Annotated in this window: 19 protein-coding genes; 10 read left to right on the top strand and 9 right to left on the bottom strand. The window is 73.0% G+C overall.

The window, feature by feature from the left end:
- Positions 1 to 15 precede the first annotated feature (15 nt).
- A complete protein-coding gene (locus tag ACWCRA_RS08725; protein WP_451067109.1) occupies positions 16 to 2,049 on the bottom strand; it encodes an anthranilate synthase family protein in 2,034 nt (677 codons plus the stop codon).
- A 285-nt stretch (positions 2,050 to 2,334) separates the two neighbouring features.
- Here ACWCRA_RS08725 and ACWCRA_RS08720 point away from each other — a divergent pair, with 285 nt between their 5' ends.
- Positions 2,335 to 4,164: a non-ribosomal peptide synthetase gene (locus tag ACWCRA_RS08720; protein WP_451067108.1), complete on the top strand. Its 1,830-nt coding sequence runs from the start codon at positions 2,335 to 2,337 to the stop codon at positions 4,162 to 4,164.
- Between the two features lie 182 nt (positions 4,165 to 4,346).
- Entirely contained in the window at positions 4,347 to 5,552 is a 1,206-nt protein-coding gene (locus ACWCRA_RS08715) for an MFS transporter (protein ID WP_451067107.1), read from the top strand.
- A gap of 35 nt (positions 5,553 to 5,587) precedes the next feature.
- On the opposite strand, the gene ACWCRA_RS08710 is transcribed toward ACWCRA_RS08715, so the two are convergent.
- A complete protein-coding gene (locus ACWCRA_RS08710; RefSeq protein WP_351542863.1) occupies positions 5,588 to 6,007 on the bottom strand; it encodes an SRPBCC family protein in 420 nt (139 codons plus the stop codon).
- Between the two features lie 110 nt (positions 6,008 to 6,117).
- Here ACWCRA_RS08710 and ACWCRA_RS08705 point away from each other — a divergent pair, with 110 nt between their 5' ends.
- The 3 genes from ACWCRA_RS08705 to ACWCRA_RS08695 all read left to right on the top strand — a co-directional run bounded on the left by ACWCRA_RS08705 (position 6,118) and on the right by ACWCRA_RS08695 (position 10,504).
- Positions 6,118 to 8,385 (top strand): excinuclease ABC subunit UvrA, encoded by a 2,268-nt coding sequence (locus ACWCRA_RS08705; protein WP_351542861.1) that lies wholly within the window; start codon positions 6,118 to 6,120, stop codon positions 8,383 to 8,385.
- A 165-nt stretch (positions 8,386 to 8,550) separates the two neighbouring features.
- Positions 8,551 to 9,780, top strand: coding sequence for a cytochrome P450 family protein (locus ACWCRA_RS08700; RefSeq protein ID WP_351542858.1), 1,230 nt, complete (start codon positions 8,551 to 8,553; stop codon positions 9,778 to 9,780).
- A gap of 175 nt (positions 9,781 to 9,955) precedes the next feature.
- A complete protein-coding gene (locus tag ACWCRA_RS08695; RefSeq protein WP_351542856.1) occupies positions 9,956 to 10,504 on the top strand; it encodes a class I SAM-dependent methyltransferase in 549 nt (182 codons plus the stop codon).
- A 55-nt stretch (positions 10,505 to 10,559) separates the two neighbouring features.
- Here ACWCRA_RS08695 and prpB read toward each other — a convergent pair whose 3' ends face one another.
- From prpB to ACWCRA_RS08680, 3 genes are read right to left on the bottom strand one after another with little or no spacing between them, the layout of a single operon-like run.
- Complete coding sequence (gene prpB, locus ACWCRA_RS08690; protein WP_351542853.1) at positions 10,560 to 11,462, bottom strand: methylisocitrate lyase; 903 nt, start codon at positions 11,460 to 11,462, stop codon at positions 10,560 to 10,562.
- 10 nt (positions 11,463 to 11,472) lie between these two features.
- The gene (locus ACWCRA_RS08685; protein ID WP_451067106.1) at positions 11,473 to 12,990 is read right to left on the bottom strand and encodes an MmgE/PrpD family protein; all 1,518 of its coding nucleotides are present in this window, start codon (positions 12,988 to 12,990) and stop codon (positions 11,473 to 11,475) included.
- On the bottom strand, positions 12,987 to 13,706 hold the full coding sequence (locus tag ACWCRA_RS08680) for a GntR family transcriptional regulator (RefSeq protein WP_351542847.1): 720 nt from the start codon (positions 13,704 to 13,706) through the stop codon (positions 12,987 to 12,989). The genes ACWCRA_RS08685 and ACWCRA_RS08680 overlap by 4 nt, the downstream gene beginning before the upstream one ends.
- Positions 13,707 to 13,840: 134 nt before the next feature.
- Between ACWCRA_RS08680 and ACWCRA_RS08675 the strand changes: the two genes are divergently transcribed.
- From ACWCRA_RS08675 to ACWCRA_RS08660, 4 genes are all read left to right on the top strand, one after another.
- Positions 13,841 to 14,851, top strand: coding sequence for a Bug family tripartite tricarboxylate transporter substrate binding protein (locus tag ACWCRA_RS08675; RefSeq protein WP_351542844.1), 1,011 nt, complete (start codon positions 13,841 to 13,843; stop codon positions 14,849 to 14,851).
- Positions 14,852 to 14,924: 73 nt separating this feature from the next.
- Positions 14,925 to 15,461, top strand: coding sequence for a tripartite tricarboxylate transporter TctB family protein (locus tag ACWCRA_RS08670; RefSeq protein WP_351542841.1), 537 nt, complete (start codon positions 14,925 to 14,927; stop codon positions 15,459 to 15,461).
- Positions 15,461 to 17,017, top strand: coding sequence for a tripartite tricarboxylate transporter permease (locus ACWCRA_RS08665; RefSeq protein WP_351542838.1), 1,557 nt, complete (start codon positions 15,461 to 15,463; stop codon positions 17,015 to 17,017). Before ACWCRA_RS08670 ends, ACWCRA_RS08665 begins: the two co-directional genes overlap by 1 nt.
- Positions 17,014 to 18,192 (top strand): MFS transporter, encoded by a 1,179-nt coding sequence (locus ACWCRA_RS08660; RefSeq protein ID WP_351542835.1) that lies wholly within the window; start codon positions 17,014 to 17,016, stop codon positions 18,190 to 18,192. Before ACWCRA_RS08665 ends, ACWCRA_RS08660 begins: the two co-directional genes overlap by 4 nt.
- Here ACWCRA_RS08660 and ACWCRA_RS08655 read toward each other — a convergent pair.
- The 4 genes from ACWCRA_RS08655 to ACWCRA_RS08640 are packed head-to-tail and all read right to left on the bottom strand — an operon-like array spanning position 18,176 to position 22,480.
- Positions 18,176 to 19,129, bottom strand: coding sequence for a class I SAM-dependent methyltransferase (locus ACWCRA_RS08655; RefSeq protein WP_451067105.1), 954 nt, complete (start codon positions 19,127 to 19,129; stop codon positions 18,176 to 18,178). The two genes, ACWCRA_RS08660 and ACWCRA_RS08655, sit on opposite strands and share 17 nt — an antisense overlap.
- Before the next feature lie 40 nt (positions 19,130 to 19,169).
- Positions 19,170 to 20,273 (bottom strand): NAD(P)-dependent alcohol dehydrogenase, encoded by a 1,104-nt coding sequence (locus tag ACWCRA_RS08650; protein WP_451067149.1) that lies wholly within the window; start codon positions 20,271 to 20,273, stop codon positions 19,170 to 19,172.
- Positions 20,274 to 20,312: 39 nt separating this feature from the next.
- The gene (locus ACWCRA_RS08645; protein ID WP_351542829.1) at positions 20,313 to 21,716 is read right to left on the bottom strand and encodes an aldehyde dehydrogenase family protein; all 1,404 of its coding nucleotides are present in this window, start codon (positions 21,714 to 21,716) and stop codon (positions 20,313 to 20,315) included.
- 8 nt (positions 21,717 to 21,724) lie between these two features.
- Positions 21,725 to 22,480: a (5-formylfuran-3-yl)methyl phosphate synthase gene (locus ACWCRA_RS08640; RefSeq protein ID WP_351542826.1), complete on the bottom strand. Its 756-nt coding sequence runs from the start codon at positions 22,478 to 22,480 to the stop codon at positions 21,725 to 21,727.
- Between the two features lie 564 nt (positions 22,481 to 23,044).
- Between ACWCRA_RS08640 and ACWCRA_RS08635 the strand changes: the two genes are divergently transcribed.
- Positions 23,045 to 25,753, top strand: coding sequence for an FG-GAP repeat domain-containing protein (locus ACWCRA_RS08635; RefSeq protein WP_451067104.1), 2,709 nt, complete (start codon positions 23,045 to 23,047; stop codon positions 25,751 to 25,753).
- Positions 25,754 to 25,843 lie beyond the last annotated feature (90 nt).

The following is a 25,843-nucleotide window of genomic DNA, read 5'->3' as shown; positions in this document are numbered from 1 at the left end:
CGTCCCGGGCTCAGCTCACCGGGCCGCCGCCCGCTCCGGCGCGGGGGCCCCGGGACGGGCCCGGCACGCCTCGCCGAGCAGCCACAGCAGGGTCCGGGGGCCGGAGAGGCTGAGCACGGACTCGGGGTGGAACTGCACCCCGGCGAAGCCCGGCCCGCGGACCGCCGTCACCTCCCGCGTCGTCGCGTGCCGGGACAGCTCCACCCCCTCGTCCCGCAGCGCGCGTTCCCGCCCCGCGTCGGCCCGTACGGAGAACGAGTTGTAGAAGCCGGCCGTCACCCGCTCGTGGAACAGGTCCACCGTGCGCTGCGCGCCCTGGAGCGGGCGTGCGCTGCGGTGTACCGGCAGACCGAGGGCGGCGGAGACGAGCTGGAAGCCGAGGCAGACCCCCACCAGCGGGCCGCCCCCGGAGCGCGCCCGGCCCAGCAGCTCGGCGGCCAGGGTCCGCAGCGCGCCGATGCGGAGGTCCGTACCGCTGGTGGGATCACCGGGCCCGGGGCCGAGGACGACCGCTCCCCGGTGCCGGTCCAGGGCCCGGTCCAGCCCCGGGTCGTCGTACGGCAGGACCCGTGTCACCAGTCCGGCCGACCGCAGCACATGCGCCAGCATGGCCGTGAAGTCGTCCTCGGCGTCGATCACCAGCACCTTCCCGGGCACCGGGGGCCGGCTCGCCCGTTCGCCGGGGGCGCGCCGCGCCGGGTCCAGCCAGAACGGGGCCATGTTCCCGCGCCGTCCGGCCAGGACCGCCAGCACCTCCGGGGTGCGCAGCGACCCGGCGGCCGGTTCCGCGCCCCGGGTGCGGGCGGGGCGCTCGGTGACACCGAGCGCGCCGAGCACCCCCGCGAGCTTGGCGTGGGTCTCCGCCACCTCCGAGCGCGGCTCGGAGTCCCGTACCAGGGTGGCCCCGACCGACACCCGCAGCTCACCGCCGGGGGAGATGTCGGCGGTACGGATCAGAATCGGCGAATCCAGCCAGGGCTCCCCCTCCGAGTCCCGGCCGAACAGCGCCAGCGCGCCCGCGTAGTAGCCGCGCCCCGACGGCTCGTACCGGCGTATCACCCGGCAGGCGCTCTCCAGCGGGCTGCCGGTGACGGTCGCGGCGAACATGGTGCGGGCCAGCACCTCGCGGACATCGCGGCTGCCGTGCCCCCGGATCTCGAACTCGGTGTGCGCGAGATGGGCCATCTCCCGCAGATAGGGGCCGTGCACCCGGATGTCCCGGTCGGCGACGGAGCAGAGCATCTTCAGCTCCTCGTCCACCACCATGGAGAGTTCGTCCCGCTCCTTGGGGTCGTCGAGGAAGGCGAGCAGGCTCTCGGTGTCCGGTCCGGCGGCGGGGTAGCGGTAGGTGCCGCTGATCGGGTTCATCACCACCTGTCCGTCCCGCACCCGCACATGCGCCTCGGGGCTGGCGCCCACCAGGGTGCGGCCGTCGCCGCCGTCCGCCGCCGGGCCGGTGTGGACGCAGAAGGTCCAGTAGGCGCCCGTCTCGGCGGTCAGCAGCCGGCGGAACAGGGTGAGCGCCCCGGCCGGGCCGAAGCCGTCGGCGCGGGCGGTGAAGTCCCGCCGGATGACGAAGTTGGCGCCGGTGCCCGGGGCGATCTCCTCCCGCATGATGCGTTCCACGGTGTCCGCGTAGGCGTCGTCGTCGAGGTCGAAGGCCGCGTCCCGGAGCGGGACCGGCACCCGGGGGAGGGCTTCCAGCAGCGCGTCGGGATCGAGGGTGTGGCTCTCCTTCACCGCCAGGACCTGCAACGGGGTCGCGTCGTCGTGGCACGCGTAGCCGCGTTCGGCGATCTGCCGGAAGGGGACGAGCGCCAGCGCGGACGGGCCGGTCCCGGTGGCGGGGAGCGGGATGTCGCCGATCCGGTCGGCCCGGGTGACCGTGCCCAGCAGCAGTTCGACCGGCCCGGCCCGGCCGCCGGCCGACGGCGCCGCGCGCCGCAGCAGCGCGAAGGCGGGCGGCCGGGGGCCGGACACGAGACGGCCGATCAGTTCACCGGCCGAGGGGCCCGGGGGCCGGGCCGGGCGGGGGAGTGGCCTGGTCATGAAACGCCTCCTGGAATCCGCGGGACGGGGTGGGGTGCGCTCTCTCCGGTACAGGTGATTCCCGTGATGATTTCCATAAGGAAATCAGATGGTCTCTTGTTTGTCGACTCGCTGCCGGGGTGTGGGTGGCGCATATGCGTGGTCGCGCCAACGGAGCCCTGTCCGGGGTGGACTTGACATCGGCTGTCGATATCTCCCAAGGTTGTTTCCTCAAGGAAAATATCTGAATGAGTGATGTTCCGCCCCTCGATGGCGGGAGTGGCGGCGATGGAGAGGAGTCGGAGAATGCCCGGAGCGTTGTCGGCGGATGTATCCGTTGCCGGGACCCTCACCGGGGTCTTCGCGGACGTGGTGGCACGGCACGCGGACAGAACAGCACTGGAGTACGGCGACGAGCGCGTCTCGTACGGCGAACTGGACCGCCGCTCCGGCGAGGCCGCCCGCGCGCTGCGCCGGGCGGGGGTGGCGCCGGGCGACCGGGTGGGCCTCCACCTGGTCCGCTCGATCGAGCTGTACGTGGTGATGCTGGCGGTGCTCAAGGCGGGCGGCTGCCTGGTCCCGCTCAACCCCGCACACCCCCGGCCCGTGGTCCGGCGCGTCGCCCGGGAGGCCGGCCTCGCCCTGGTGGTGCACCGGGACGGGGAGAGCCCGGACGGCTTCGGGGACGGCCTGCGGGGCGTCCCGGCCGGCGGGCTCACCGCCCGGGACACGCGCACCGGCCCCGGCGAGCCGGGCGGACCGGACGTGGCGGTGGACCCCGAGGACCCCGCGCTGCTCCTGTTCACCTCCGGCTCGACCGGAACGCCCAAGGGGGTCCGCATCGCGCACCGGGGCCTCGCCCGGCTCGCCGGGCACAGCGAGGAACTGCGCATCACCGAGCACGACTGCTTCCTCCAGCAGGCGGCGTTCTCCTTCGCGGCCTCGACCATCGAGATCTGGCAGAGCCTGCTGCACGGCGCCAGGCTCGTGATCCCGCCCCCGGGGGTGCCGACCGTGCCGGAGCTGCGGGCGGTCGTCGAGCGGCACGGTGTGACCTTTCTGAGCCTGCCCTGCGGGCTGTTCAACCTCCTGGTCGACGACGATCCCCGCGCCCTCGCCGGGGTGCGCGTCATCACCGTCAGCGGCGACTTCCCCTCGCCCGGCCATCTGGCCCGGGCCGTCGCCGCGACACCGGCCGCCGTCTACAACGTCTACGGATGCACCGAGGGCTCCTCCCTCGTCACCGTCCACCCGGTGCACACCGACCCCGCCGCGCTCAGCCCCACGGAGCCGGTGCCGGTCGGCCGGCCGCTGCCCGGGATGACCGCCGAGGTCCTCGACGAACAGCTCCGCCCCTGCCCGCCGGGCACCCCGGGGGAGCTGTGCATCGGCGGCGCCGGTGTCGCCCTCGGCTACACCGGCGACGAAGCGCTGACGAAGGCGCGGTTCGTCCGCCGCCCGGGGCCGGACGGCGGGGTGATCTACCGCACCGGCGACCGGGCCAGGACCACCGCCGAAGGGGACATCGTGCTCATCGGGCGCGCGGACGGCATGGTCAAGATCCGGGGCTTCCGTGTGGAGACCGGAGCGGTGGAACTGGCCCTGAGGGCCCATCCGGACATCGACCGGGTGGTGGTCAAGGCGGACGGCGACGCGGTCTCGCAGAAGCGGCTCATCGCCTTTTACACCACCCGCGACGGCGTCCGCCCGCCCGCTGGCGACCTCATCGGCCATCTCCGGGACACGGTGCAGGACTATATGATCCCGTCCGCCTTCCACCGGCTCACCGAGTTCCCGGTGAATGTGAACGGAAAGATCGACCGGAGCCGGCTGACCGCCCCCGATGCCCCGTCCCGGCCCGCCGCCACGGCCCGGGGCGGCGACGGCGACGGCGCGCCCGGCCCCCTGGTCGCCGCGGTGCTCCGCACCTGGCAGGACGTCATCGGTACGCGGGAGTGCGCGCCGGACGAGGGATTCCTCCAGCAGGGCGGAACCTCGCTCCACTTCGTCCGGCTCGCCGCCGGTCTGCGGACGGTCTTCGGCGTGGACATCCCGGTGGAGGAGATCTTCCGGTACGACAGCGCGGAGAAGCTGGCGCGGCGCATCGAGGAGCTGCGGTCCGCCGCCCGCCCGTGACTGCGCGGCACCCGCCCGCCCGTGACCGCGCGGCACCCGCCCGGCCCCGGGCCGCCGAGCGGACCCTTCCCTCTCCCGCGCCCCGGCCGGGAACCCTTCGGACCACCTCGGCCGGGGCGGACACCGCCCCGGCCGGCCCGGCCGCGCGTGACGCCGGCCGGGACAGCGAAAGCGGAGTCCTCATGCCTGTTGCCATCACGGTGCTCGGGGTCGCGGTCTTCAGTCTCAACACGACGGAGATCATGATCGCGGGCCTGCTGCCCAGTCTCTCCGCCGAGTTCGGTGTCTCGGTGTCCACCGTCGGATATCTGATCTCCGTCTACGCGCTGGGCATGGTGGTGGGCGGCCCGGTGCTGACGGTCGCGCTGCTGCGCGTCCCCCGCAAGGCCGCGCTCACCGGTCTGCTCGCCGTGTTCGTGGCCGGGCAGGCGCTCGGCGCGCTGGCCGAGCAGTTCTGGGTGCTCGTCGTCGCCCGGATCGTCACGGCGCTCGCCGCCTCGGCGTTCTTCGGGATCGCGGTCGCGGTGAGTGTGCGGCTGGTCCCGTCCGAGCGGCGCGGCCGGGCGCTGGCCACCCTCTTCGGCGGTCTGATGGTCGCGCATGTCGTGGGACTCCCCGCGGCGACCCTGGTCGACCAGCACTTCGGCTGGCGGGCCAGCTTCTGGGCGGTGGCCGGACTCGCCGCGCTGAGCGCGCTCGCCGTGGCGCGTCTCGTGCCCGCCACCGGGGCGGCGGAGCGGCTCGATGTCCGGGGGGAGCTGGCGGCCTTCCGCAATGGCCCGCTCTGGGCCGCGTACGGCACCAATGCCCTGATCATCGGCGCGATCATGGCGGCGAACAGCTACTTCTCGCCGATCTTCGTCGATGTCACCGGCTTTCCGCCCTCGGCGGTGCCCTGGCTCTTCGGGCTCTTCGGGGCCGGCACGATCATCGGGAACATGGTCATGGGCCGTTTCGCCGACCGGTACATGATGCCGATGCTCGGCTGGGGCTTCGCCGCCCTGGCCGTGGTGCTGGCGGTGTTCGCGCTGGTGGCGCGCGATCCGGCGGCGACGCTGGCCGCGGTCGCGGTGCTCGGGCTGATCGGGCTGCCGCTCAGCCCCGTGATGAGCACCCGGGTGATCCAGGTCTCCAACGAGGGGCCGCTGGTGTCCACGGTCAACGCCTCGGCGGTGAATGTCGGAGTGGTGGTCGGCCCCTGGGCGGGTGGTCTGGCCATCGACGCGGATCTGGGGCTGACCTCCCCGCTGTGGATCGGCTGCGCGATGGCGGTGGCCGGACTGCTGGCGATCCTGCCGGTGGTGCTCGGCGGCCGTACGGAGCACGGCGCCGCCGCCGGGGAGGTGGCGGAGCCCGTGGACCGGGCCGCCGAGCGCACCGCCGGCTGAGCGGTGTTCCGCGCCGGGGACCGGGTACCCGAGGGTTACCGGTCGCCGGCGCGGGCGACGTCCGCCAGTTTCCGCATGGTCCCCGGAACCGGCGCCGCCACCGTGGTCCCGAAGGCGTCACCGGCCGACGGGCCCTCGATCTCCACCCCGTGCGTGATCCGGGTGGCTCCGCCGGCCTCGCCGGCCAGCCGGTGCGCGAAGCGGATGACGGTCCCGTCCGCCATACGGGTCTCGGTGCGGAATCCGGAGAGCCTCTCCGCCTCGGTCACCCTGATCGGAATCGGAGGCAGTTCGTGCAGATGCAGCGTGCCGCCGGCGCCGGCGGCGAAGGGCCGGTCCAGAATCAGTTCCCTGACCTCCCGGTCCCATTCGGGCCAGCGCGCCGGGTCCTCGTAACAGGCCCAGACCGCCTCCGGCGTGGCACTGGTGGTGATGGTGTGCTCATACGTCCACATGGAATCCCTCGCGATGCTGGAGAAGGCCGCCACCCCGGTGCGGATGATTGCCGTCGAGAAACCATATGCGATAGGGTGGGGTCGGGGGAAACGGAGGTGGAGAACACGCCATGAGCCCCGTCAGCAACGACATCGTGGTACGAGGTGGCCGGGAGAACAATCTCAAGGACATCTCCCTGACCATCCCCAAAGGGAAACTCACCGTCTTCGCCGGACTCTCCGGATCGGGGAAGTCCTCGCTGGTCTTCGACACGATCGCGGTCGAATCACAGCGGCAGCTCAACGAGACCTTTCCCGCCTTTGTCCGCAACCGGCTCACCCGCCGCGAACGGCCCCGTGCCGAGGCCATCGAGAATCTCTCCACGGCGATCGTCGTCGACCAGAAACCCCTCGGCGGCAGCTCGCGCTCCACGGTCGGCACCCTCACCGATGTCCACCCCGTCCTGCGGGTGCTCTTCTCCCGGTACGGACGGCCGAGCGCCGGCCCGTCCAGCGCCTACTCCTTCAACGATCCGCGCGGCATGTGCCCCGACTGCGAGGGCCTCGGCCGGACCATCGGCGTCGAGCCCGGCCGGCTCATCGACGAGAGCCGCACCCTCAACGAGGGCGCCCTCACCTTCCCCTCGTTCGCCATCGGCAGCGCGCAGTGGCAGCTCTACGCCGAGTCCGGACTCTTCGACCCCGACAAACCCATCGCCGACTTCACCGCCAGGGAACGCGAACTCCTCCTGCACGGCAGCGGTTTCTCCGTCAAGCGCCGCACCCGGCACAGTGTCTTCCGCAATGAGTACGAGGGTGTCCTCACCCGCTTCAACCGCCGCTACCTCAAGCGGGACGCCGACTCGCTCAGCGACCGCGACCGCCGGGCCGTCGCCGGCGTGGTGCGCGAGGAGGTCTGCTCCCGGTGCGGCGGCGCCCGGCTCAACCAGGCCGCTCTCCGCACCCGCGTCGGCCGCCACACCATCGCCGGCCTCTGCGCGATGGAGGTCAGCGAACTCATCCGCGTCCTCGACGCCATCGACGACCCCGCGCCGGGGGCGGTCCTCTCCGCCGCGCTCGCCACCCTGCGCCGGATCGAGGACATCGGACTCGGCTACCTCAGCCTCGACCGGGCGTCCTCCACCGTCTCCGGCGGCGAGGGCCAGCGGCTGAAGACCATCCGCCACCTCGGCAGCGGCCTCACCGACGTCATCTACATCTTCGACGAGCCCAGCGTCGGCCTGCACCCCCGCGATGTCGACCGGCTCACCGGACTGCTGCGCGCCCTGCGCGACAAGGGCAACACCGTCCTCGTGGTCGAGCACGACCGCTCCGTCATCGCCGCCGCCGACCATGTCGTGGAGCTGGGACCCGGCGCGGGCGCGCACGGCGGCTCCGTCGTCTACCAGGGCACCCCCGGCGGCCTGCGGAGAGCCGACACCGTCACCGGGCGCCAACTGCGCCGCCGCCCCCGGGTGAAGAAGACCTTCCGCACCGCCGGGCCCACCCTCACGGTGCGCGACGCGGATCTGCACAATCTGCGGAACATCACCGTGGAGGTGCCCACCGGAGTGCTCACCGCCGTCACCGGCGTCGCCGGCTCCGGCAAGAGCAGCCTGGTGTCGGGCGCGCTCGCCGCCCAGTACCCCGAGGCCATCAGCGTCGACCAGTCGTCCACCGGCATCTCGCCCCGTGCCACCCCCGCCACCCACACCGGCGTCATGGACACCGTGCGACGGCTGTTCGCCCGGGCGGGCGGCGTCGGGCCGGGACTGTTCAGCTTCAACTCCGACGGCGGCTGCCCCGAGTGCAAGGGCCGCGGCGTCATCCAGACCGACCTGGCCTTCCTCGACCCCGTCACCGTCACCTGCGAGGCCTGCGAGGGGCTGCGCTACCGCCCCGAGGCCCTCGCCCACCGGCTGGACGGCCACACCATCGTGGACGTCCTCGGCCTCACCACCGACGACGCCCTGGACTTCTTCACGGAGAGCACCGTGGAGCGCCGGCTGCGCGCCCTCCAGGACGTGGGCCTCGGCTATCTCACCCTCGGGCAGCCCCTGTCCACCCTCTCCGGCGGGGAGCGGCAGCGGCTGAAGCTCGCGGGCCGCCTCCACGAGGAGGGCGACCTCTACCTCTTCGACGAACCGACCACCGGACTGCACATGGCCGATGTGGCGGGTCTGCTCGATCTGCTCGGCCGGCTGGTGGACGGCGGCAACACCGTCGTCGTCGTGGAACACGACCTGGATGTCGTCAGATCGGCCGACTGGGTCATCGACCTCGGCCCGGGCGCCGGACACCACGGAGGGCGCGTCGTCTTCCAGGGCACCCCGGCCGAGCTGCTCACCGCCGAGGGCTCCCTCACCGGCGAGCACCTCAGAGCCGCCACCCGGGCCTGACCCGCACCGGCCCGGGACCGTTGCCACCCGTACGACGCGAACGCGCCGGAGCCGCGGCCCCACCGGCCGCCGACTGCTTCCGGCACCCCCGGCCCGCGGCCGTGGCGGCGCGGGCACGGCGGGCACCACCACCCGCCGCCACCGTCAGCGAACAGGAGAAACAGCGTGACACCCACCAGCAGTGCCGTGGAACTCACCAGCCGTGGAGGGGAACAGCTCCAGCTCCAGACCGATGAACTCCGGGCCGCCGGACCCGCCGTCCGGATCGAACTGCCCGAGGGTCTCACCGCCTGGTCCGTGACGCGCGGGGACATCGCCAAGCGGCTCCTCTCCTCCCCGGACGTCTCCAAGGACGCCCGCAAGTCCTGGCCCGGCTACGAGCCCGGGGCCATACCCTGGCTCAACCCCTGGGTGGACGTCGCCTCCATGTTCACCACCGACGGAGCCGACCACGAACGGCTGCGCGCCCTGGTCGGCAAGGCGTTCACCCCCCGGAGCGTCCAGGAGCTGCGCCCCGCCATCGAGAAGATCACCGCCGATCTGCTGGAGACGATGGCGGCCGGCGACCCCGGCCGGCCCGTCGATCTGCGCGCCGCCTTCTCCCACCAGCTCCCCAACCGGGTCATCTGCGACCTCTTCGGCATGCCGGAGGAGGACCGGCCGGCGATGCTGCACGCCATCTCGGCGTCCCTCGACACCGAGGCCACCGAGGAGGAGGCCGCCGCCACCCGCGACACCATGATGAACGCCATGCGGCACCTGGTGGAGACCAAGCGCCGCGAACCCGGTGACGACATGACCAGTGCGCTGATCGCCGCGCAGACGGAGGACGGCGAACGGCTCACCGACCACGAGATGGTCTCCACCCTCTTCAATATGATCGCGGCCGGGACCGAGACGACGACCTCGCTCATCAACCACGCCGTCTGCGAACTCCTCACCCACCGCGACCAGCTCGAACTCGCTCTCGGCGAGCCCGGCCGCTGGGACGACGTGGCGCAGGAGACCCTGCGGCTGCACGCGCCGATCATGCATCTGCCGCTGCGGTACGCCACCGCCGACATCGATCTCGGCGAGGGGGTGGTGCTCCGCACGGGGGACACCATCGTCATCCACTTCGGCGCGCACGGGCGCGACCCCGAGGCTCACGGGGACCCCGGGGCCTTCCGGCTGGACCGCGCCGACAAGGCGCATCTCGCCTTCGGCTTCGGTGTCCACTACTGCATCGGCGCGCCCCTGGCGAAGCTGGAGGCGGGGGTGGCGCTGCCGCGGTTGTTCGAGCGGTTTCCCGATATGGATCTCGCGGTGGGGAGGGAGAGGCTGGAGCCTCAGAGGTCTTTCATCGGGAACGATTACGAGACGCTGCCGGTGCTGCTGCACGGACACGCGGCCTGACCCCCGCCCCCGGGCTACGGGTGACCCGGGCGATTTCAGCCCGTCCGGCGTTTGAGGACGGACCCTGCGCCGCGGGACCCCGCACGGTGCGGGCCACAGTCGGGGGCCGGCCCCCGAACCCCCGCTTCTCCATCTCCCCTCCGGCAGGGAGAGGCGGGTGTGCCAGGGTGGGAGGATGACGTGGAACGGTGACGACTACCAGGCCCGGTTCGAGCGGATCGCCGCCGGCGGCGGCGATGTCCACGGTGAGGCCGCGCTCGTGCGCTCCCTCACCCCCACCCCGGGGACAGTGCTCGACGCCGGCTGCGGCACCGGCCGGGTCGCCATCGAGCTGGCCCGGCACGGGATCGACGTCACGGGGGTGGACATCGACGACTCGATGCTCACCACCGCCCGGCGCCTCGCGCCGGACCTCCCCTGGCACCGGCGCGACCTGGTCGGCCTCGACCTGGGGCGGTCGTTCGACGCCGTGGTGATGGCGGGCAACGTCCCGCTCTTCACCCCGCCCGGGACCGAGCCCGCCCTGGTCGCCTCGGTTGCGGCCCACCTGCGGCCGGGCGGCCGTCTCGTCGCGGGGTTCTCCCTGGACCGCGGCTACACCCTGGACGACTACGACACACACTGCCGAGCGGCGGGACTCGCCCTCGAAGCGCGGTACGCGACCTGGTCCCGCGACCCCTGGACCGGTGGCGGGTACGCCGTATCGGTGCACCGCCGGCCCTGACCGCCGACGCCGCGAGGCGCGCGGCGGCCGGGCCGGCCCCGTCATCGCTCGCCGCTCACTCCGTCTCCAGGCGGAAGTCGAAGACGGAGGAGTCGAAGCGGCTGTAGCCCTCGTAGTCCACGAGGTCGTACAGATCACGCCGGTGCTGCATCTCGTCGAGCCGGTTGGTGAGCGAGCCCTCGTCCAGCAGGGTGCTCAGACCGCGGTCCGCGGCCCCCATCGCCATCCGCAGCAGCGAGACCGGCCAGATCACGATGTTGACGCCGACGTCCCTCAGCTGGTCGGCGGTGAACAGCTCGCTCTTGCCGAACTCGGTCATATTGGCGAGGAGCGGCACATCGATCGCCGCGCGGACGCGGGCGAACTCCTCCAGGGTCCGCAGCGCCTCCGGGAAGACCGCGTCCGCGCCGGCGTCCACCAGCCGGCGGGCCCGCTCGATCGTCGCCTCGACGCCCTCGGCGGCGCGCACGTCGGTGCGGGCCACCAGCAGGAAGTCGGGATCGCGCCGGGCGTCCACGGCCGCCCTGATCCGCCGTACCGCGGTCCCGGCGCCGACCACCTGCTTCCCGTCGAGGTGGCCGCAGCGCTTGGGGTTCACCTGGTCCTCGATGTGCAGACCCGCGAGACCGGCGTCCTCCAGTTCCTGGACGGTGCGCGCGATGTTCATCGGCTCGCCGAATCCCGTATCGGCGTCGGCGAGGGTGGGCAGGTCGGTGACCCGGGTGATCTGCCGGGTGCGGGCCGCGACCTCGGTGAGGGTCGTCAGCCCGATGTCCGGGAGTCCCAGATCGGCGCTCAGCACCGCCCCCGACACATAGACACCGTCGAAGCCCCGGCGCTCGATGAGCCGCGCCGAGAGCGGGTTGAAGGCGCCGGGCAGCCGCAGCAGTTCACCGGAGGCCAGCCGCCGGCGGAAGGACTGGCGCTTCTCGGTGGGGGTTCGCGTCGTGTAGAGCATCGCCCGCTCCTCAGAGAATTCCGGGTCGCCCGGCGGGCGGCAGCTGGCCCGCCCGGACGACGAAGGTCAGGTCCCGGACCTCGTCCGCCGTCAGCTCCGGGAGCCGCAGCGCCAGACCGAGGAACCGCTTCACCTCGTCGTCGCCCAGCACGGGTGTCGCGAGGGTGCGGAACTTCTCGACGTACTCCTCCCGGGCGAAGGGGCGGGCCCCGGCGGGGTGCGCGTCCGCGACGGCGATCTCGTCCTCGACGGTCCGGCCGTCCAGGAACGTCACCACGACCCGGCCGCCGTACGACTGGCTGTCGCCGGCCGCGTGGTACCGCTCCGTCCACACCGGGTCCTCGACCGTGGTGATCTTCTGCCAGAGCGCGACGGTGTCGGGGCGTGTGGCCCGCTCGGTGGCGTACGAGTCGACATGGTGCCAGCGCCCGTCCTGGAGCGCGACGGCGAGGATGTAGGGCAGCGAGTGGTCGAGTGTCTCCCGCGAGGCGCGCGGGTCGTACTTCTGCGGGTCGTTCGCGCCCGAGCCGATGACGTAGTGGGTGTGGTGCGAGGTGTGGACCACTATGCTCTCGACCCCGGCGGGGTCCGCCGCCTCGGGGTGTTCGCGCAGCAGCCTCCGCGCCAGGTCGATCCAGGCCTGGGCCTGGTACTCCGCCGAGTGCTCCTTGGTGTAGCTGAGCAGAATCGCCTCCTTGGGCTCTCCCGGACCCGGGAGCGGCACCTCGTACCGTCCGTCCGGGCCGTCGAGCAGCCAGGCGATGACCCCGTCCTCGCCCTCGTAGATCGGGGCCGGGCTCGTCTCCCCGCGCATCGCCCGGTCCACCGCCTCCACGGCGAGCTTCCCGGCGAACCCGGGCGCGTACGCCTTCCACGAGGAGATCTCGCCCTTGCGGGACTGGCGGGTCGTGGTCGTGGTGTGCAGCGCCTGGCCGATGGCCTGGTGGATCACCTCGGGGTCCAGGCCGAGCAGCGTTCCGATGCCCGCCGCGGCCGACGGGCCGAGGTGCGCGATGTGGTCGATCTTGTGCTTGTGCAGGCTGATGGCGCGCACGAGGTCGATCTGGAGCTCGTAGCCGGTCGCGATGCCACGGACGAGCGCCCGCCCGTCCCTGCCGGCGTGCTGTGCCACGGCGAGGACCGGCGGGATGTTGTCACCGGGGTGCGAGTAGTCCGCGGCCAGGAAGGTGTCGTGGTAGTCGAGTTCGCGGACCGCGACCCCGTTGGCGTACGCCGCCCATTCGGGACTGGTGCGCACATCCGGCCCCAGCGCGAAGAGCGTCGCCCCCGCGCCCCCGCGGCTCGGCGCGTGCGACAGGGCCTGCTCGCGCGCCGACGACGGCGCCGAGCGGCCGACGGAGGCCGCCGCGACGGCCGCGTTGTCGATGAAGCGGTTGATGATCATCTCGGTGACGGAGTCGCCGACCTCGACCGGGTCCGTGGCCACCTGCGCCATCTTCCAGGCCAGTTGCTCCTCGCGTGGGAGGTTCTCCTCGCTGCGGTGGGATCGGAGGGGGTGGTTTCTCATCGGGGCGTCTCCGTTGCTGTGGTGGGGCCGGGGCCCTCGGACGCGTCCCGCTCGGCGGGACGCCAGGACTGGCGGAAGTGCTCGACGCTGTTGTGCAGATGAACCTGGGTGGCGTGCAGGGCGAGCGCCGCGTCGCGCCGGGAGATGGCCCGGGCGATGAGCGAGTGTTCCGAAGCGGAGGCCTCCAGCCGGCCCTGGGAGTGGCCGGCCATGCGGCGCACCCGGGCGACATGGGTCCGCAGATTCTCCATCGCGTCGGCGAGGAAGGAGTTGTCCGCCGCCTCGCCGATGGCGGTGTCGAACCGCCGGATGAGCGCGAAGTACTCGCTCACCTGGGCGTCCGAGACGGCCGGGCCGCGGAAGAGGGTGTGCCACCGGGTGAACTGGTCCCCGAAGGCGGCGAAGACGACGGGCTCGCCACGGACCGCGGCGAGCTGCGCGGCCTGGGCCTCCAGACAGGCGCGCAGTTCGAAGAGGCTCCGCACATCGCGGTCGTGGACCTGGGTGACGACGAGGCCCCGCTTGCCCGACGGCTCGACGAGGCCCTCCGCGGACAGGCGGCGCAGGGCCTCGCGCACGGGGGTGCGGGAGACTCCCAGCCGCTCGGACTGCTCCACTTCTAAGAGGGGAGCACCGGGGGGCAGGACACCGTCGAGTATCTCCGACCGCAGGTGTGCGTAGGCACGTTCCGCGGCGGTGGGGGAAGTGGTCGACATGGGCGGAGTGTATACACGAGTTGGTCCCTCGGTCACGATAGACCGCTATATCTGCACAGACTCTTGTGGGCACCCCGCTGTCTGTATACATTCCGTCTCCCACGACACTCCGTCCGAGAGACAAGGACGTCTCCATGAAGTTCACCCGTACCGCCGCCGCAGCAGCGGTCGCTGTCCTTGCCCTCAGCGCATGCGGCAGCGGCAGCGACACCTCGTCGGGCGACAAGCCCCGGGGCGGCGGGCAGTTCCAGGCGCTCGACCGGCTTGAGATCATCGCGCCCGCGGCGCCGGGCAGCGGCTGGGACCAGGCCGCCCGCGCCGTCCAGGACGCGCTGAGATCCACCGACCTCGCGAAGGCACCGGAGGTGAAGAACGTCCCGGGGGCCTCGGGCACCGTGGCCCTCGCACAGGTCGCGCCCCAGAAGGGCAAGAAGGACCTCTGGATCGCCTCGGGCCTCGCCATGATGAGCGGTGTCATCAGCAACGGCACCGATGTCACGCTGGACGACCTCACCCCGCTCGCCCGGCTCATGGGCGAGTACGAGGTCATCGTCACGCCCGAGGACTCGCCCTACGACTCGGTCGAGGACCTCTTCGCGGCGATCAAGAAGGACCCCAAGTCGGTCTCCATAGCGGGCGGCTCGGCCGGCAGCGCCGACCACATCTTCATCGGCCTGCTCGCCGAGCACTACGGCGTCAAGCCCGCCGACGTCAACTATGTGCCGTACAGCGGTGGTGGCGAGGCGACCACGGCGATCCTCGGCGGCAAGGTCCAGGCGGGCGTCTCGGGCCTCAGCGAGTTCTCCGCCCAGATCAAGGACGGCAAGATGAAGGGTCTCTTCGTCTCGTCGCTCAAGCCCATGGAGGGCGTCGAGTTCGCCCAGACCGCCGCCGACGTCGACCCGTCGCTGGAGTTCCAGAACTGGCGCTCGATGATGGCCCCGGGCGGCATGGACGCCGCGACCAGGACCCAGCACGTCGAGGCCCTGAAGCGGATGCACGACTCGCAGGCCTGGAAGGACCTCGTCGTCAAGAACGCCTGGAACGACAACTTCATCGCCGGTGACGAGTTCGGCACCTGGCTGAAGGAGGAGAACACCCGGGTCAAGGGAGTCCTCGACAAGCTCGGCCTGTCCAAGAAGTAACCCCCGAGTCCCGTGGTGGGGTGCCCGCCGCTCCGTGCGGGCACCCGCCGACCGGCGTGAGAAAGGCACTCCCATGAGCACCCACCCGACACCACCCGAGCCACCCCCGGCCCCGGCCCCCGAACACCGGGGTGCGGCCCTGGGCGAGTGGGCCGTGACCGCCGGGCTCCTCGCCATCGGCGTGGTCATCCTGCTCGACGGCATCGGGCAGGCGGCCTCCACCTCCGCGTCGGGGGTCGGAGCCGGCTTCATGCCGAAGGTGGTCGGCGTTCTGCTCATCGTCCTCGCGGCCGTCCTCGGTGTCCAAGTGGCCCGGGGACAGCGCGGTGAGGCCGATTCGGCCGAGGGCGACGTCGATGTCCGCACCACCAAGTGGATACCGTTCGCCGTCTGCACGGCAGCCGTGCTGATCTTCATCGCCGGTGTCGAGACGCTCGGCTATGTCATCGTCTCCGCGCTCGCGTTCTGGCTCACCGCCTGGGCCGTCGGGGCCCGGAGCCACCTCAGGTCGGCGGGTATCGCCGTCGTGCTCTCCCTCGTGGTGTACCTCGTCTTCACCCGGGCCCTCGGCATCTCGCTCGCCCCCGGTGTGCTGGAAGGGGTGCTCTGATGTCGGGCTGGGAAGGACTCCTCCACGGGCTCTCGCACGCCGTCACCCCGGAGAATCTGCTCTTCGCGCTGATCGGCACCATGGTCGGGACACTGATCGGTGTACTGCCGGGCATCGGCCCCGCGCTGACCATCGCCCTGCTCCTGCCGATGACCTACGGCCTGGAGCCGGCCGGCGCGTTCATCATGTTCGCCGGCATCTACTACGGCGCCATGTACGGCGGATCGACCACGGCGATCCTGCTGAAGACCCCCGGCGAGTCCGGTTCGGTCATCACCGCGATCGACGGCAACAAGATGGCACGCGGGGGCCGCGGTGCCGCCGCCCTGGCCGCCGCCGCCATCGGATCGTTCGTCGCCGGGACCATCGCCACACTTCTGCTCGCCTTCTTCGCGCCGTGGATGGTGGAGGTCGCGATCCGGCTGGGCGCCCAGGACTACTTCGCGCTCATGGTGGTCGCCTTCCTCACCGTCAGCGCGCTCGTCGGCAGCTCACCCCTCCGCGGCCTCGTCTCCATGGCACTCGGGCTCGCCGTCGGCCTCGTCGGACTCGACTTCCAGAGCGGCCAGCAGCGTCTGACCTTCGGACAGGTGCCCCTGCTCGACGGCATCGACACGGTCGTCCTCATCGTCGCCCTCTTCGCGATGGGCGAGGTGCTCTATGTGGCGGCCCACCAGGCGTCGAGCCGCTTCGACATCATGCCCGTGCGCAAGGGCAAGCGCTGGATGAGCCGCGAGGACTGGCGGCGCTCCTGGCGGCCCTGGCTGCGCGGAACCTCCATCGGCTTCCCGCTCGGGGTGATCCCCGCGGGCGGCTCCGAGATACCGACCTTCCTCTCCTACACCCTGGAACGGAAGCTGTCCAAGCGCCGGGAGGAGTTCGGCCACGGCGCGATCGAGGGGGTGGCGGGGCCGGAGGCCGCGAACAACGCCAACGCCGCCGGCACCCTCGTACCCCTGCTGACGCTCGGCATCCCCACCTCCGCCACGGCGGCCGTCATCCTCGTCGCCTTCCAGCAGTACGGCATCCAGCCCGGCCCGCAACTGCTGGACACCCAGGGCGCGCTCGTCTGGGGGCTCATCGCCAGCCTGCTCATCGCGAACGTCATCCTGCTCGGGCTGAACCTGCCGCTCATCGGCCTCTGGGTGAAGATCCTCAAGATCCCCAAGCCCTATCTCTTCGCCGGGATCATGGTCTTCGCGCTGCTCGGCACCTACGCCGTGAACGGCAGCCCGTTCGATGTGGGAGTGCTGCTCTTCTTCGGTCTCGCCGGCTATCTCATGCGCCGGTTCGGCTTCCCCGTGTCACCGATGATCGTGGGCGCGATCCTCGGGCCGCTCGCGGAGGTCCAGCTGCGGCGGGCGCTCGACATCGCGGGCGGTGACATCACCACGCTGGTGTCGACGCCGTTCACGATCGCCGTGTACCTCACGCTGGCCGCCGTCCTCCTCGGCGGGTTCCTGCTCCGCAGGGCGGCGCGGCGCCACAGCCCCGTGCCCGCCGGAGCCGGCCGCGACGACGAGGTTCCCGAGCTCCGGGAGTCCTCGGACCGTTGAGACTCCCCGGGCCCCCGAGGGTCCCCGCGGCCCTCCTGTTCCACGCGTTCCTCCTCCAGCTCGCCGCGTACATCGTTCGGCCGACCTCGGCCTACCGCGCGATCGAGCTGGGGGTGGACCCGCGGCTGGTGGGCCTCATCGCCGCGAGCTTCGCTCTCCTGCCGCTCGTCGTCGCCGTCTCGATCGGGCGCTGGAACGACAGTGGCCATGTCGGGCCGAGCCTGGTCATCGGCGGTCTGCTGATGACCGGAGCGGGGGTGGGGGTCCTCACCTGGTCGGAGAATCTGGCGAGCCTGCTGATCTGGAACGCCGTCGTCGGCCTCGGGCACCTCCTCGCGATCGTCGGCCAGCAGACACTGGTCGCCCGGCTCGGGCGCGAGCGGCTCGACTCCGCCTTCGGCACCTACACCTTCGTGGGCTCGCTGGGTCAGGCGGCGGCGCCGCTGGTGCTGTCGGTCGTCGGGGGGAGCGCGGTGCTCCCGGACACCGGTCTCCTCTTCGCCATCTACACGGGCACCTGTGTGGCCCTGCTCGCGGTGACCGGACTTCTGGCCCCGCCGGGGACCGCCGACCGGAAACCCGGCGGCGGTCAGTCGCTGCGCTCCGCCCTCCGTGTCCCCCGGACGACCCGGCGCACCATGACGGGCGCGATGCTGCTCAGCATGCTCGTCCTCGCGGCGGTCGACCTGATACAGGTCTACCTCCCCGCTCTCGGGGTGGAGCGTGAGATCCCGTCGGCGACCGTCGGTGTGCTGCTGGCGGTGCGCGCGGCGGCGACGATGGCCTCGCGGCTCGGACTGGCCCGGCTGGCCGACCGGGTGGGCAGGACCCGGCTCGCCCATGTTTCCACCATCGTCGCCGGCGCGGCCGTGGGCGCCCTCGCCGTTCCCGGGCCGGTCGTGGTCTCGGGGCTCCTGCTCGCCGTCGCCGGATTCGCCCTCGGGATCGGCCAGCCGCTCTCCATGTCGATCGTGACCGCCGCCGCGCCGCCCGGCACCGTCTCCACCTGGCTGGCCCTGCGCCTGAGCGGCAACCGCGTCGGCCAGTCACTGATCCCCGCCGTGCTCAGCGCGTTCACGGGCAGCATCGGGACGGGCGGGATCTTCGTGGTCACGGGGATCGGACTGCTCGGCACGGCGGCCGCCGCGCGGTTCCTGATCAGCGACGATCCCTGACCGGTTCGCCCGGCCCGGGGCGGCCCCGGTCCTCCCGGGCCCTGGTCGCGAACACCCAGCGGTTGCCGGCCAGCGCGTCGTTCGGCTCGGGCAGCGGGCCCCGCCCGAGCCGGCGGGTGAAGTCGAAGGGGGTGAGGACCGACGTGGACCAGCCCCGGCCCGCCAGATCACCGGTGGAGTCGGGCCGGGGCTCCCTGTCGAACAGACCCAGCAGATCGATGCCGATCTGCTCCGCCGTCGCGGTGTAGAGCGGACTGTCGCGGTACGCCAGCAGATCCGGCTCCAGTTTGACCTCGAACGCCAGGGCGCTCCCCTCGGTGCTCAGCCGGTCCACCGTCCCGATGAGAGACGACTCCGTGGCGGGAGGCAGATAGAACAGCAGCCCCTCGGCCAGCCAGACGCTCGGCGCGGCCGGGTCGAAGCCCGCGCCGGTGAGCGCCCCGGCCCAGTCGGCGCGCAGATCGACCGGGATCGGCACGCGCGCCGCCCTCGGCACGGCCGAGACCCCGTCGAGCACCCGGTGCTTGAAGGCGAGCACCCCCTCCCGGTCCACCTCGAAGACCACACAGCCGGAAGGCCAGTCGAGCCGGTACGCCCGTGCGTCGAGCCCCGCCCCGAGCAGCACCACCTGACGGGCGTCCCCCGAGCGCACCGACCGGAGGAGGAAGTCGTCGAGGACCCTCGTCCGCAGACCGAAGTAGCGCGCGAAGCGCCCCCACAGCGGGTTCGCCTCCCCGTCCGCGACCTGCTCCGGGCGGACCGGCCACCCCGCGGACGCCGGCGCGGCGCGGACGAAGTGCTCCGCGTAGACGTCCCGTGCCAGGGCGTCGTGACGGTGGGTCTCGATCGCCCGTGCCGCGGCGACCAGCAGAGCGGTCACGCCGATGCCTCCCTCCACTCCCTCGGTACCGGTGTGAGGGGGCGCTGTGCCGGTCATCTGTCCTCCTGGGACGAGTGGGGACCACGGAACGCCGCGCTCACCGGCTCCCCCGCTCCGGCAGCAGCACGGGCTTGACCACACGGCCCGCGTCGCAGTCCCGCTCGGCCTCGTTCACCTCGGCCAGCGGGTAGGTGCGGATCAGCTCGTCGAAGGGGAACCGTCCGGCCTGCCACAGCCCGGTGAGCCGCGGGATCAGCAGGCCCGGCACGGCGTCCCCCTCGCAGATGTGGGAGATTCTCCGGCCCCGGTCCAGCGTTCCCGGCTGGAGCGCCAGCGCGGTGTGGAGCCGGGCCACCAGGCCGAGGTGCCCGGCCGGGCGCAGCGCCCGGAGCGCGTCGTTGATCAGCGGGGCGGAGGCCGTGGTGTCCAGCGCGTACTGTGCGCCGCCGTCGGTCAGCCGCGCGATCAGGCCGGGCAGGCCGGCCGAGGCGGAGTGCAGCGGGACCGCGCCGAACCGCTCGGCGAGTGCCAGCCGTTCGGGGTGGCGGTCGACGGCGACGACCGTCGCTCCCGAGGCGGCGCACGCCATCACCGCGGCCAGGCCCACCGCGCCCGCGCCGAGAACCGCGACGGTGTCGCCGGGCCCCGCCCCGAAGGAGTGGAGAACCGCCCCGGCGCCGGTGAGGAAGCCGCAGCCGAGCGGCCCCAGCAGTTCGATCGGGAGCGAGGGGTCGACCCGCACGGCGTTGCGGGCCGCGACGATCGCGTACTCGGCGAACGAGGACTGGCCGAACCACCGCGGGGCCAGCCGGCCCCCGGCCGCGTCGGTGAACCGCGCGGCGCTCTCCGCGCGCCCCCCGAAGAGGTTGAGCGGGGCGAAGGACTCGCAGTGGGCCGGGGCGGCGCCCAGGCAGCTCCGGCAGCGCCCGCAGGAGTCGAAACTCAGCACGACATGGTCGCCGGTACGCAGACCGGTGCCCGGGCCGCCCGTCTCCACCACGACCCCGGCCCCCTCGTGGCCGAGGACCGCCGGCAGCGGTGAGCGGCCCGCCGGACGCCGGACCCCGAGATCGGTCCGGCACATCCCGCAGCCGGCGATCCTGACGAGGATCTCGCCCTCGGCCGGACCCTCGTGCAGCAGCACCTCCTCCACCGCGAACCGGCCATCGGGCGAGCGCAGCACCGCCGCGTCGAACCGCATCCCCATGCCTCCCACGCCTCCTCATGCCTCTCACGCCTCTCACGCCTCCTCGGGACGGTGCAGAACGAACGGCCGGAGATTCCCGTACAGCCCCCAGGGCCCGCCCGCGACGCCCACGCCGCTCTCCTTGACGCCCGCGAAGGGCTGCGCGAGGGAGAGTTCGGCGTGGTGGTTGATCCACGCCGTCCCGCACTCCAGCCGCTCGGCCACCGACTCGGCCCGGTCGAGATCCGTCCCCCACACGGAGCCGCCCAGCCCGAAGCCGGTGCCGTTGGCGGCGGCCACGGCCTCGTCGAGACTCCCGTACGGCAGCACCGGCAGGACCGGGCCGAACTGCTCCCGCGTCACCACCGCGCTGTCGGGCGGCACATCGGTCAGGATCGTCGGGGCGTGGAACCAGCCCGGCCGGTCCAGCCGCCCGCCGCCGGCCGCGGCCCGGGCGCCGGCGGCCAGGGCCCGCGCCGTGCGGCGCTCGACCCGGGCCAGCTGGGGGGCGTTGTTGACCGGGCCCATCCGGGTGTCCGGATCGAGGCCGGCGCCGACGACCGTGCTCCTCGCCCGGTGCGCGAGCGCCTCGACGACGGCGGAGTGGAGCCGGGCCGGGGCGTAGACGCGTTTGACCGCCATGCAGACCTGTCCGCAGTTGCGGAACGCGGCCCAGAAGAGCCGGTCCGCGATCCCCTCCACATCCACGTCCTCCAGCAGGACAGCGGCGTCATTTCCCCCCAGCTCCAGGGTGACCCGGGCGAGCGAGGCCGCGGCTCCGCGCGCCACGGCCCTGCCGGTGGGAGCCGAACCGGTGAAGGTGACATGGCGGATGCCCGGATGGGAGGCGAGCCGGGCGCCGAGGGGTTCGTGGCCGGTGACGACGGTCAGCACGTCCTCGGGGAGCGCCGCGGAGACGACGGACACCAGCCGGCGGGTGGCGAGAGGGGTGTGGGGGGAGGGCTTGAGCACCACCGTGTTGCCGGCCGCGAGCGCGGGCGCGAACTTCGCCGACGCGAGCTGGAGGGGAAAGTTCCACGGGACGATCGCGGCGACGGGCCCGAGCGGCCGCCAGCGGATCTCGCCGCGCACCGGCCGGCCGTCCGCGATCGGCCGGCACTCGGGGGCGAGCCCGGCGAAGTACCGCAGCCGGGCCGCCGTGCGGGCGATCTCCGCGTACGACTCGGCCAGGGGCTTGCCCTGTTCCCGGGTGAGCAGGGGAGCGAGGTCGGCCCCGGCCGCCTCCACGGCGGCGGCCGCCGCGAGCAGCGCGCGGGAGCGGGCGGCGGGGTCGGCCCGCCAGCCGCGCCAGGCCTCGTGGGCCCGGCCGACGACGGCGTCCAGGGCGTCCGGCCGCAGATCCGGGGCCTCGTCGAAAGCCTCGCCGGTCGCCGGGTCGAGGACGGCGAAGCGCTCGCCGCCGCTCCCGGGCACACGACGGGGCCGGGGGGTCGCCATACCGGCGGTCAGCCCGCGGTGGTGACGGCGGCCGCGTGCTCCCGGGCCCGCCGGTCCATCTCCGCCCGGAAGGCGGCCACCAGCCGGGGCTGAATCCTCCCGGTGGTGCGGTCGCCCCCCTCGCAGACCGCCCCGCGCACCCCCACGATGTCCGCGCCCACACGGGTCAGCACCCCGAGATCGCCCACCCGCACACTGCCCGCGAGAGCGGCGAGCAGACCGGCGTCGTGGGCCCGCCGGACGAACTCCGCGCACGCGTCCGGCGGAACGTGGTCGAAGAGCCGGGTCCCGTCCTTGACCGCGGTGTCGAGCATCGCCGCGTCGGAGCCGGAGCGCAGCGCGATATCGGGCAGGGCGAGCGGATTGACACAGCCGATCCGGTGGGCGTCGGCATAGCCCGATGCGACGACGAACGCGTCCGGCCGGTACTCCTTGACCGCCCGGACGACCCCGCGCATCACCTCGACCGCCTGCTCCGGGGTCGTGCATCCATAGAGACCGACCTTGATGTACGCGGCTCCGGAGACGGCGGCGCCGAGCGCCGCCTGGGCCACCGTGCCGGGCTTGTACGGCACGTCTCCCACGGTGGCGGAGACCGGTTTGTCCGCCGGGACCGCTTCGCGGATCTCCCTGATCACCCACGGGAAGTTCGCGCCGAGCGAGCCCTCGTCGGGCTTCTTGACATCGACGATGTCGAGATGCTCCGCCGCCTTCGCGCAGTCGAGGGCCTCCTCGACACCGTCCGGGGAGATGAGAAGCAGCACGGTGGATTCCTTCCTCCGCGTGTCCACCCGGCCGCGCGGCAGAGATGCGGAGTCGCCTGGATCACATGCGGTCCGCTTCATCATCACCGCGGCCCGGGGCCCTCGGTAGGGCGCTCGGCGCCCGAAGAGAGATCTCCGCGGTGCGTGCCGTGTGCCGTGCACGCCGGTACGGAGCGGCGCTCGCCGATCCCTTCACGCCCCTCGGCACCCCGGCTCGGGACGCACCCCCGCCGACCTCCCCGGACCCGGAGGAGCCCTTGACCGCCCAACCGTCCGGCCAGCGGGCGCCGGTGCCGCCCACCCGCGCCCACAGCGCCGTTGACCTGCCTGTTAGCATCCGTGCCTCGTTACATGGTGACACCATCGGTCAGGGGAGACCGGGGTGGACTGCACCGGCGGCATCCCACGATGCCCTTCTTTCTTCTTCTGCCTTCGGGCAGTCAGGTTCTGGGGAGGACCCTGTTGACCGGATCGACTCAGCCGCGCCCGCGTGCGTCGGCGACCGGACGTGCGACCCGACGTGCGGACGGCCCGAAGGGGGTACGCCGGGGAGCCGCCGCGGCGGTGGCGCTGTCGGTCGGAGCGGGGCTGCTGACCACCGCCCCGCAGGCCCGGGCCCAGCTCCCGGCGCAGCCGCAGCCGCAGGCCAGGGCCGCGGGCGAGACGGTGCTGCCCGCCGCGACGCGGACCACGCCGCGTGAGCTGAGGGTCAGCGGACTCGGCCAGACCGGCTTCGCCTCGAAGCCCGAGGGCTCCGCGCACTACCGCTGGACCGAGTACGCGACGGGCAGGAGCTGGGATCTGTCCTGGCTGAGGAACCATCAGCCCCGGCCCGGCGCGTCCGACACCTTCCACGAGTACCGCTTGGGCACCTACCACTTCAGCGGCCCCGACGGAGGGGGCCGGGGCTCGGTCACCGTCCCCCGCGAGCTGCGCACCCTCAAGGTCGCCGGCACCACCGTCATCGCCGCGGGGATGGACGGCACCCGGACCGGGTCGCTTCATCTGCTGAAGCCCGGACCGGGCGGCTCCACCCTCCAGCGGCAGATCAGCGGCTTCCCGGGCAGCCCGTCGCCGGTCACCGTAGCCGTGCGGGACGCCCGCACCGCGCTGATCACCCACCGGGTGCTCGACGGGGAGACGGGACCCGGCGCCCACCAGGCGACTCTGGTCGATCTGGAGTCCGGCCGGATGACCCCGTTCCTTGAGCCCGTCCAGGGACGCGACTCACGCCGGTATCTGCTCTCCGACCAGTACATCGGATGGCGCGCGGAGAGCGGTGAGATCCGGCTCCAGCGCCGGGACGACCCGAACGCTCCGGAGATCGCCCTCACCGCCGACTCCCTGGCGGGGACCTCCGGCCACATCCTCGTCGGCGACCATGTGGTGGCGCGGGAGGCGGGCGAGCTGGGCGCGCTCGTGGCCCTCCCGCTCGACGGCGGACCGCGGCGGCAGCTGCTCGAGAAGTCGCACGGCTCCACGCTGGGCGGCGGCCCCGGCGGCGCCGCGGACGGATCGGGTGTCCACGCCGGTGGTACCGGCGCCGACGACTGGGCCGTGCACCGGGTCACCCAGGAAGCGGACGGCACCCTCGCCGTCACCCGGCTGGCCGGCCTGCCGCCGATCGAAGCCGCGGTCACCGGCCTCGCGTTCTCCCGTTCCACGCTCAGCTGGACCGACCGCACGGCGCCGTCCGCCGGACAGGTCCGGTTTCACTCCCGTACCGTCCCCGCCGGGAAGAACCCGCAGGCCGGGCCGGTACGCCAGGGCGCGCTCCACCAGCCGTCGTGCGCCGCCGGCATCGCCTGCGAGGAGCTGTACGGCGCCGGTGACGGGTCCGTGGTCCACCAGCAGCGCGAGCGGCTCTTCCGGCAGGACGCCCAGGGCCGGGTCACCGAGGCGACCGCCTCCGGACTCGCCTGGAGCACGGTGCGGAGCGTCAGCGGCAGCCATACGCTCACCTCCCGCGGCGACGGACGCCACTTCCTCCTGGACTGGCGCGAGCCCACCACCGCCAGGGAGTACCGGGCCAGGGCCGCGGCGCTCTGGGAGGGCCGGCTGTGGACCGCGGAGAAGCCGGGCAAGCTCTCCCTGACCCGGCTGGGCTCCGCCGACCCGGCGGTCACCGTCAACACCGGCACCGCCTGCGTCCCCGATGAGCTCCAGGCCGTGGGCCGCTGGGTGTACTGGCACTGCGACGCCGAGAACAAGGCGGGTGTCCTCGACCGGGCCCGCGGCGGCTCCGTCCCGGTGAGCGACAGCCCGGCGCTGCTGGGCGACGGCGTACTCGTCCACCAGGGCCACGGCAGCGCCGCGCTCTGGCGCACGGCGCTGACCTCCGGCAAGGCGGTCACCGGCCGGCTGGCGCAGGTCGCCCCCGACGAGGGCGGCTCCATCGGCGACCGCAGGCAGCTCCGCTGGACCCTGGACCCGCACACCAACCGGGTCGCCCACGTGGGGCCGGGGGAAGCCATCCATCTGGTGGAAGCGGCTCCCGCCGCCGCCCCGGCCTTCCGGGACCACGCGGGCGGGGACGGCGTCGCCGACCTGCTGACGCTGAACTCCTCGGGCGCGTTCACCTTCCAGCAGGGCACGGGGGCCGGCGGTTACGCCGGGAAGGTCTCGGGCGGCGGCTGGAAGGCGAGGACGGTGGCCGTGCCCTTCGGCGATGTGAACGGCGACGGCTGCAACGACGTGCTGGTGCGGCGGCCCGACGGCGAACTGCGCGCCCACCGCCCCGGCTGCGGCAAGGCGCTCACCCCGGCCTCCCCGTCGACCTCGCTGGGCCAGGGCTGGTCCGCGTACAACGTCCTCACCTCGCCGGGCGACCTTACCGGCGACCGGCGGCCCGACCTGCTGGCGCGCAAGGCGTCCGACAGCACGCTCCACCTCTTCGCGGCGAAGAGCGACGGCACCCTGGCGGCGGGCAGGAAGATCGGCTCCGGCTGGACGTACACCCACATCACCGGCGCCGGCGACCTCAACGGCGACGGGGCCGGCGATGTCGTGGCCCGCGCCCGGGACGGGGTGCTGTACCGCTTCGACGGCACCGGCAAGGGCACGCTGAAGAACCGGGTGAAGCTCTTCACCGGCTGGGGCAACGCGTACAACACCATCGTCGGCGCCGGTGACATCACCGGGGACGGCCGCCCCGACCTGGTCTCCCGGGACTCGGCGGGCGACCTCTACCGCAACAGCGGCGACGGCAGGGGATCGTTCGGCCCCCGCACGAGGATCGCCGGCGGCTGGAAGGGGTACACGGGCATCTTCTGATCCCGCCTCCCGGTCTCCGTCCGGATCGGGCTTCCCGGTTCCGCCCGCCCGTGCCCCCGGCCGCTCAGGCCCGGGGGCACGGGCGCGCCG

It is taken from the genome of Streptomyces sp. NPDC001889 (assembly GCF_053594535.1).
The sequence above is the reverse complement of the archived record's forward strand: the minus strand, read 5'-3'. Positions and strand labels throughout refer to the sequence as shown.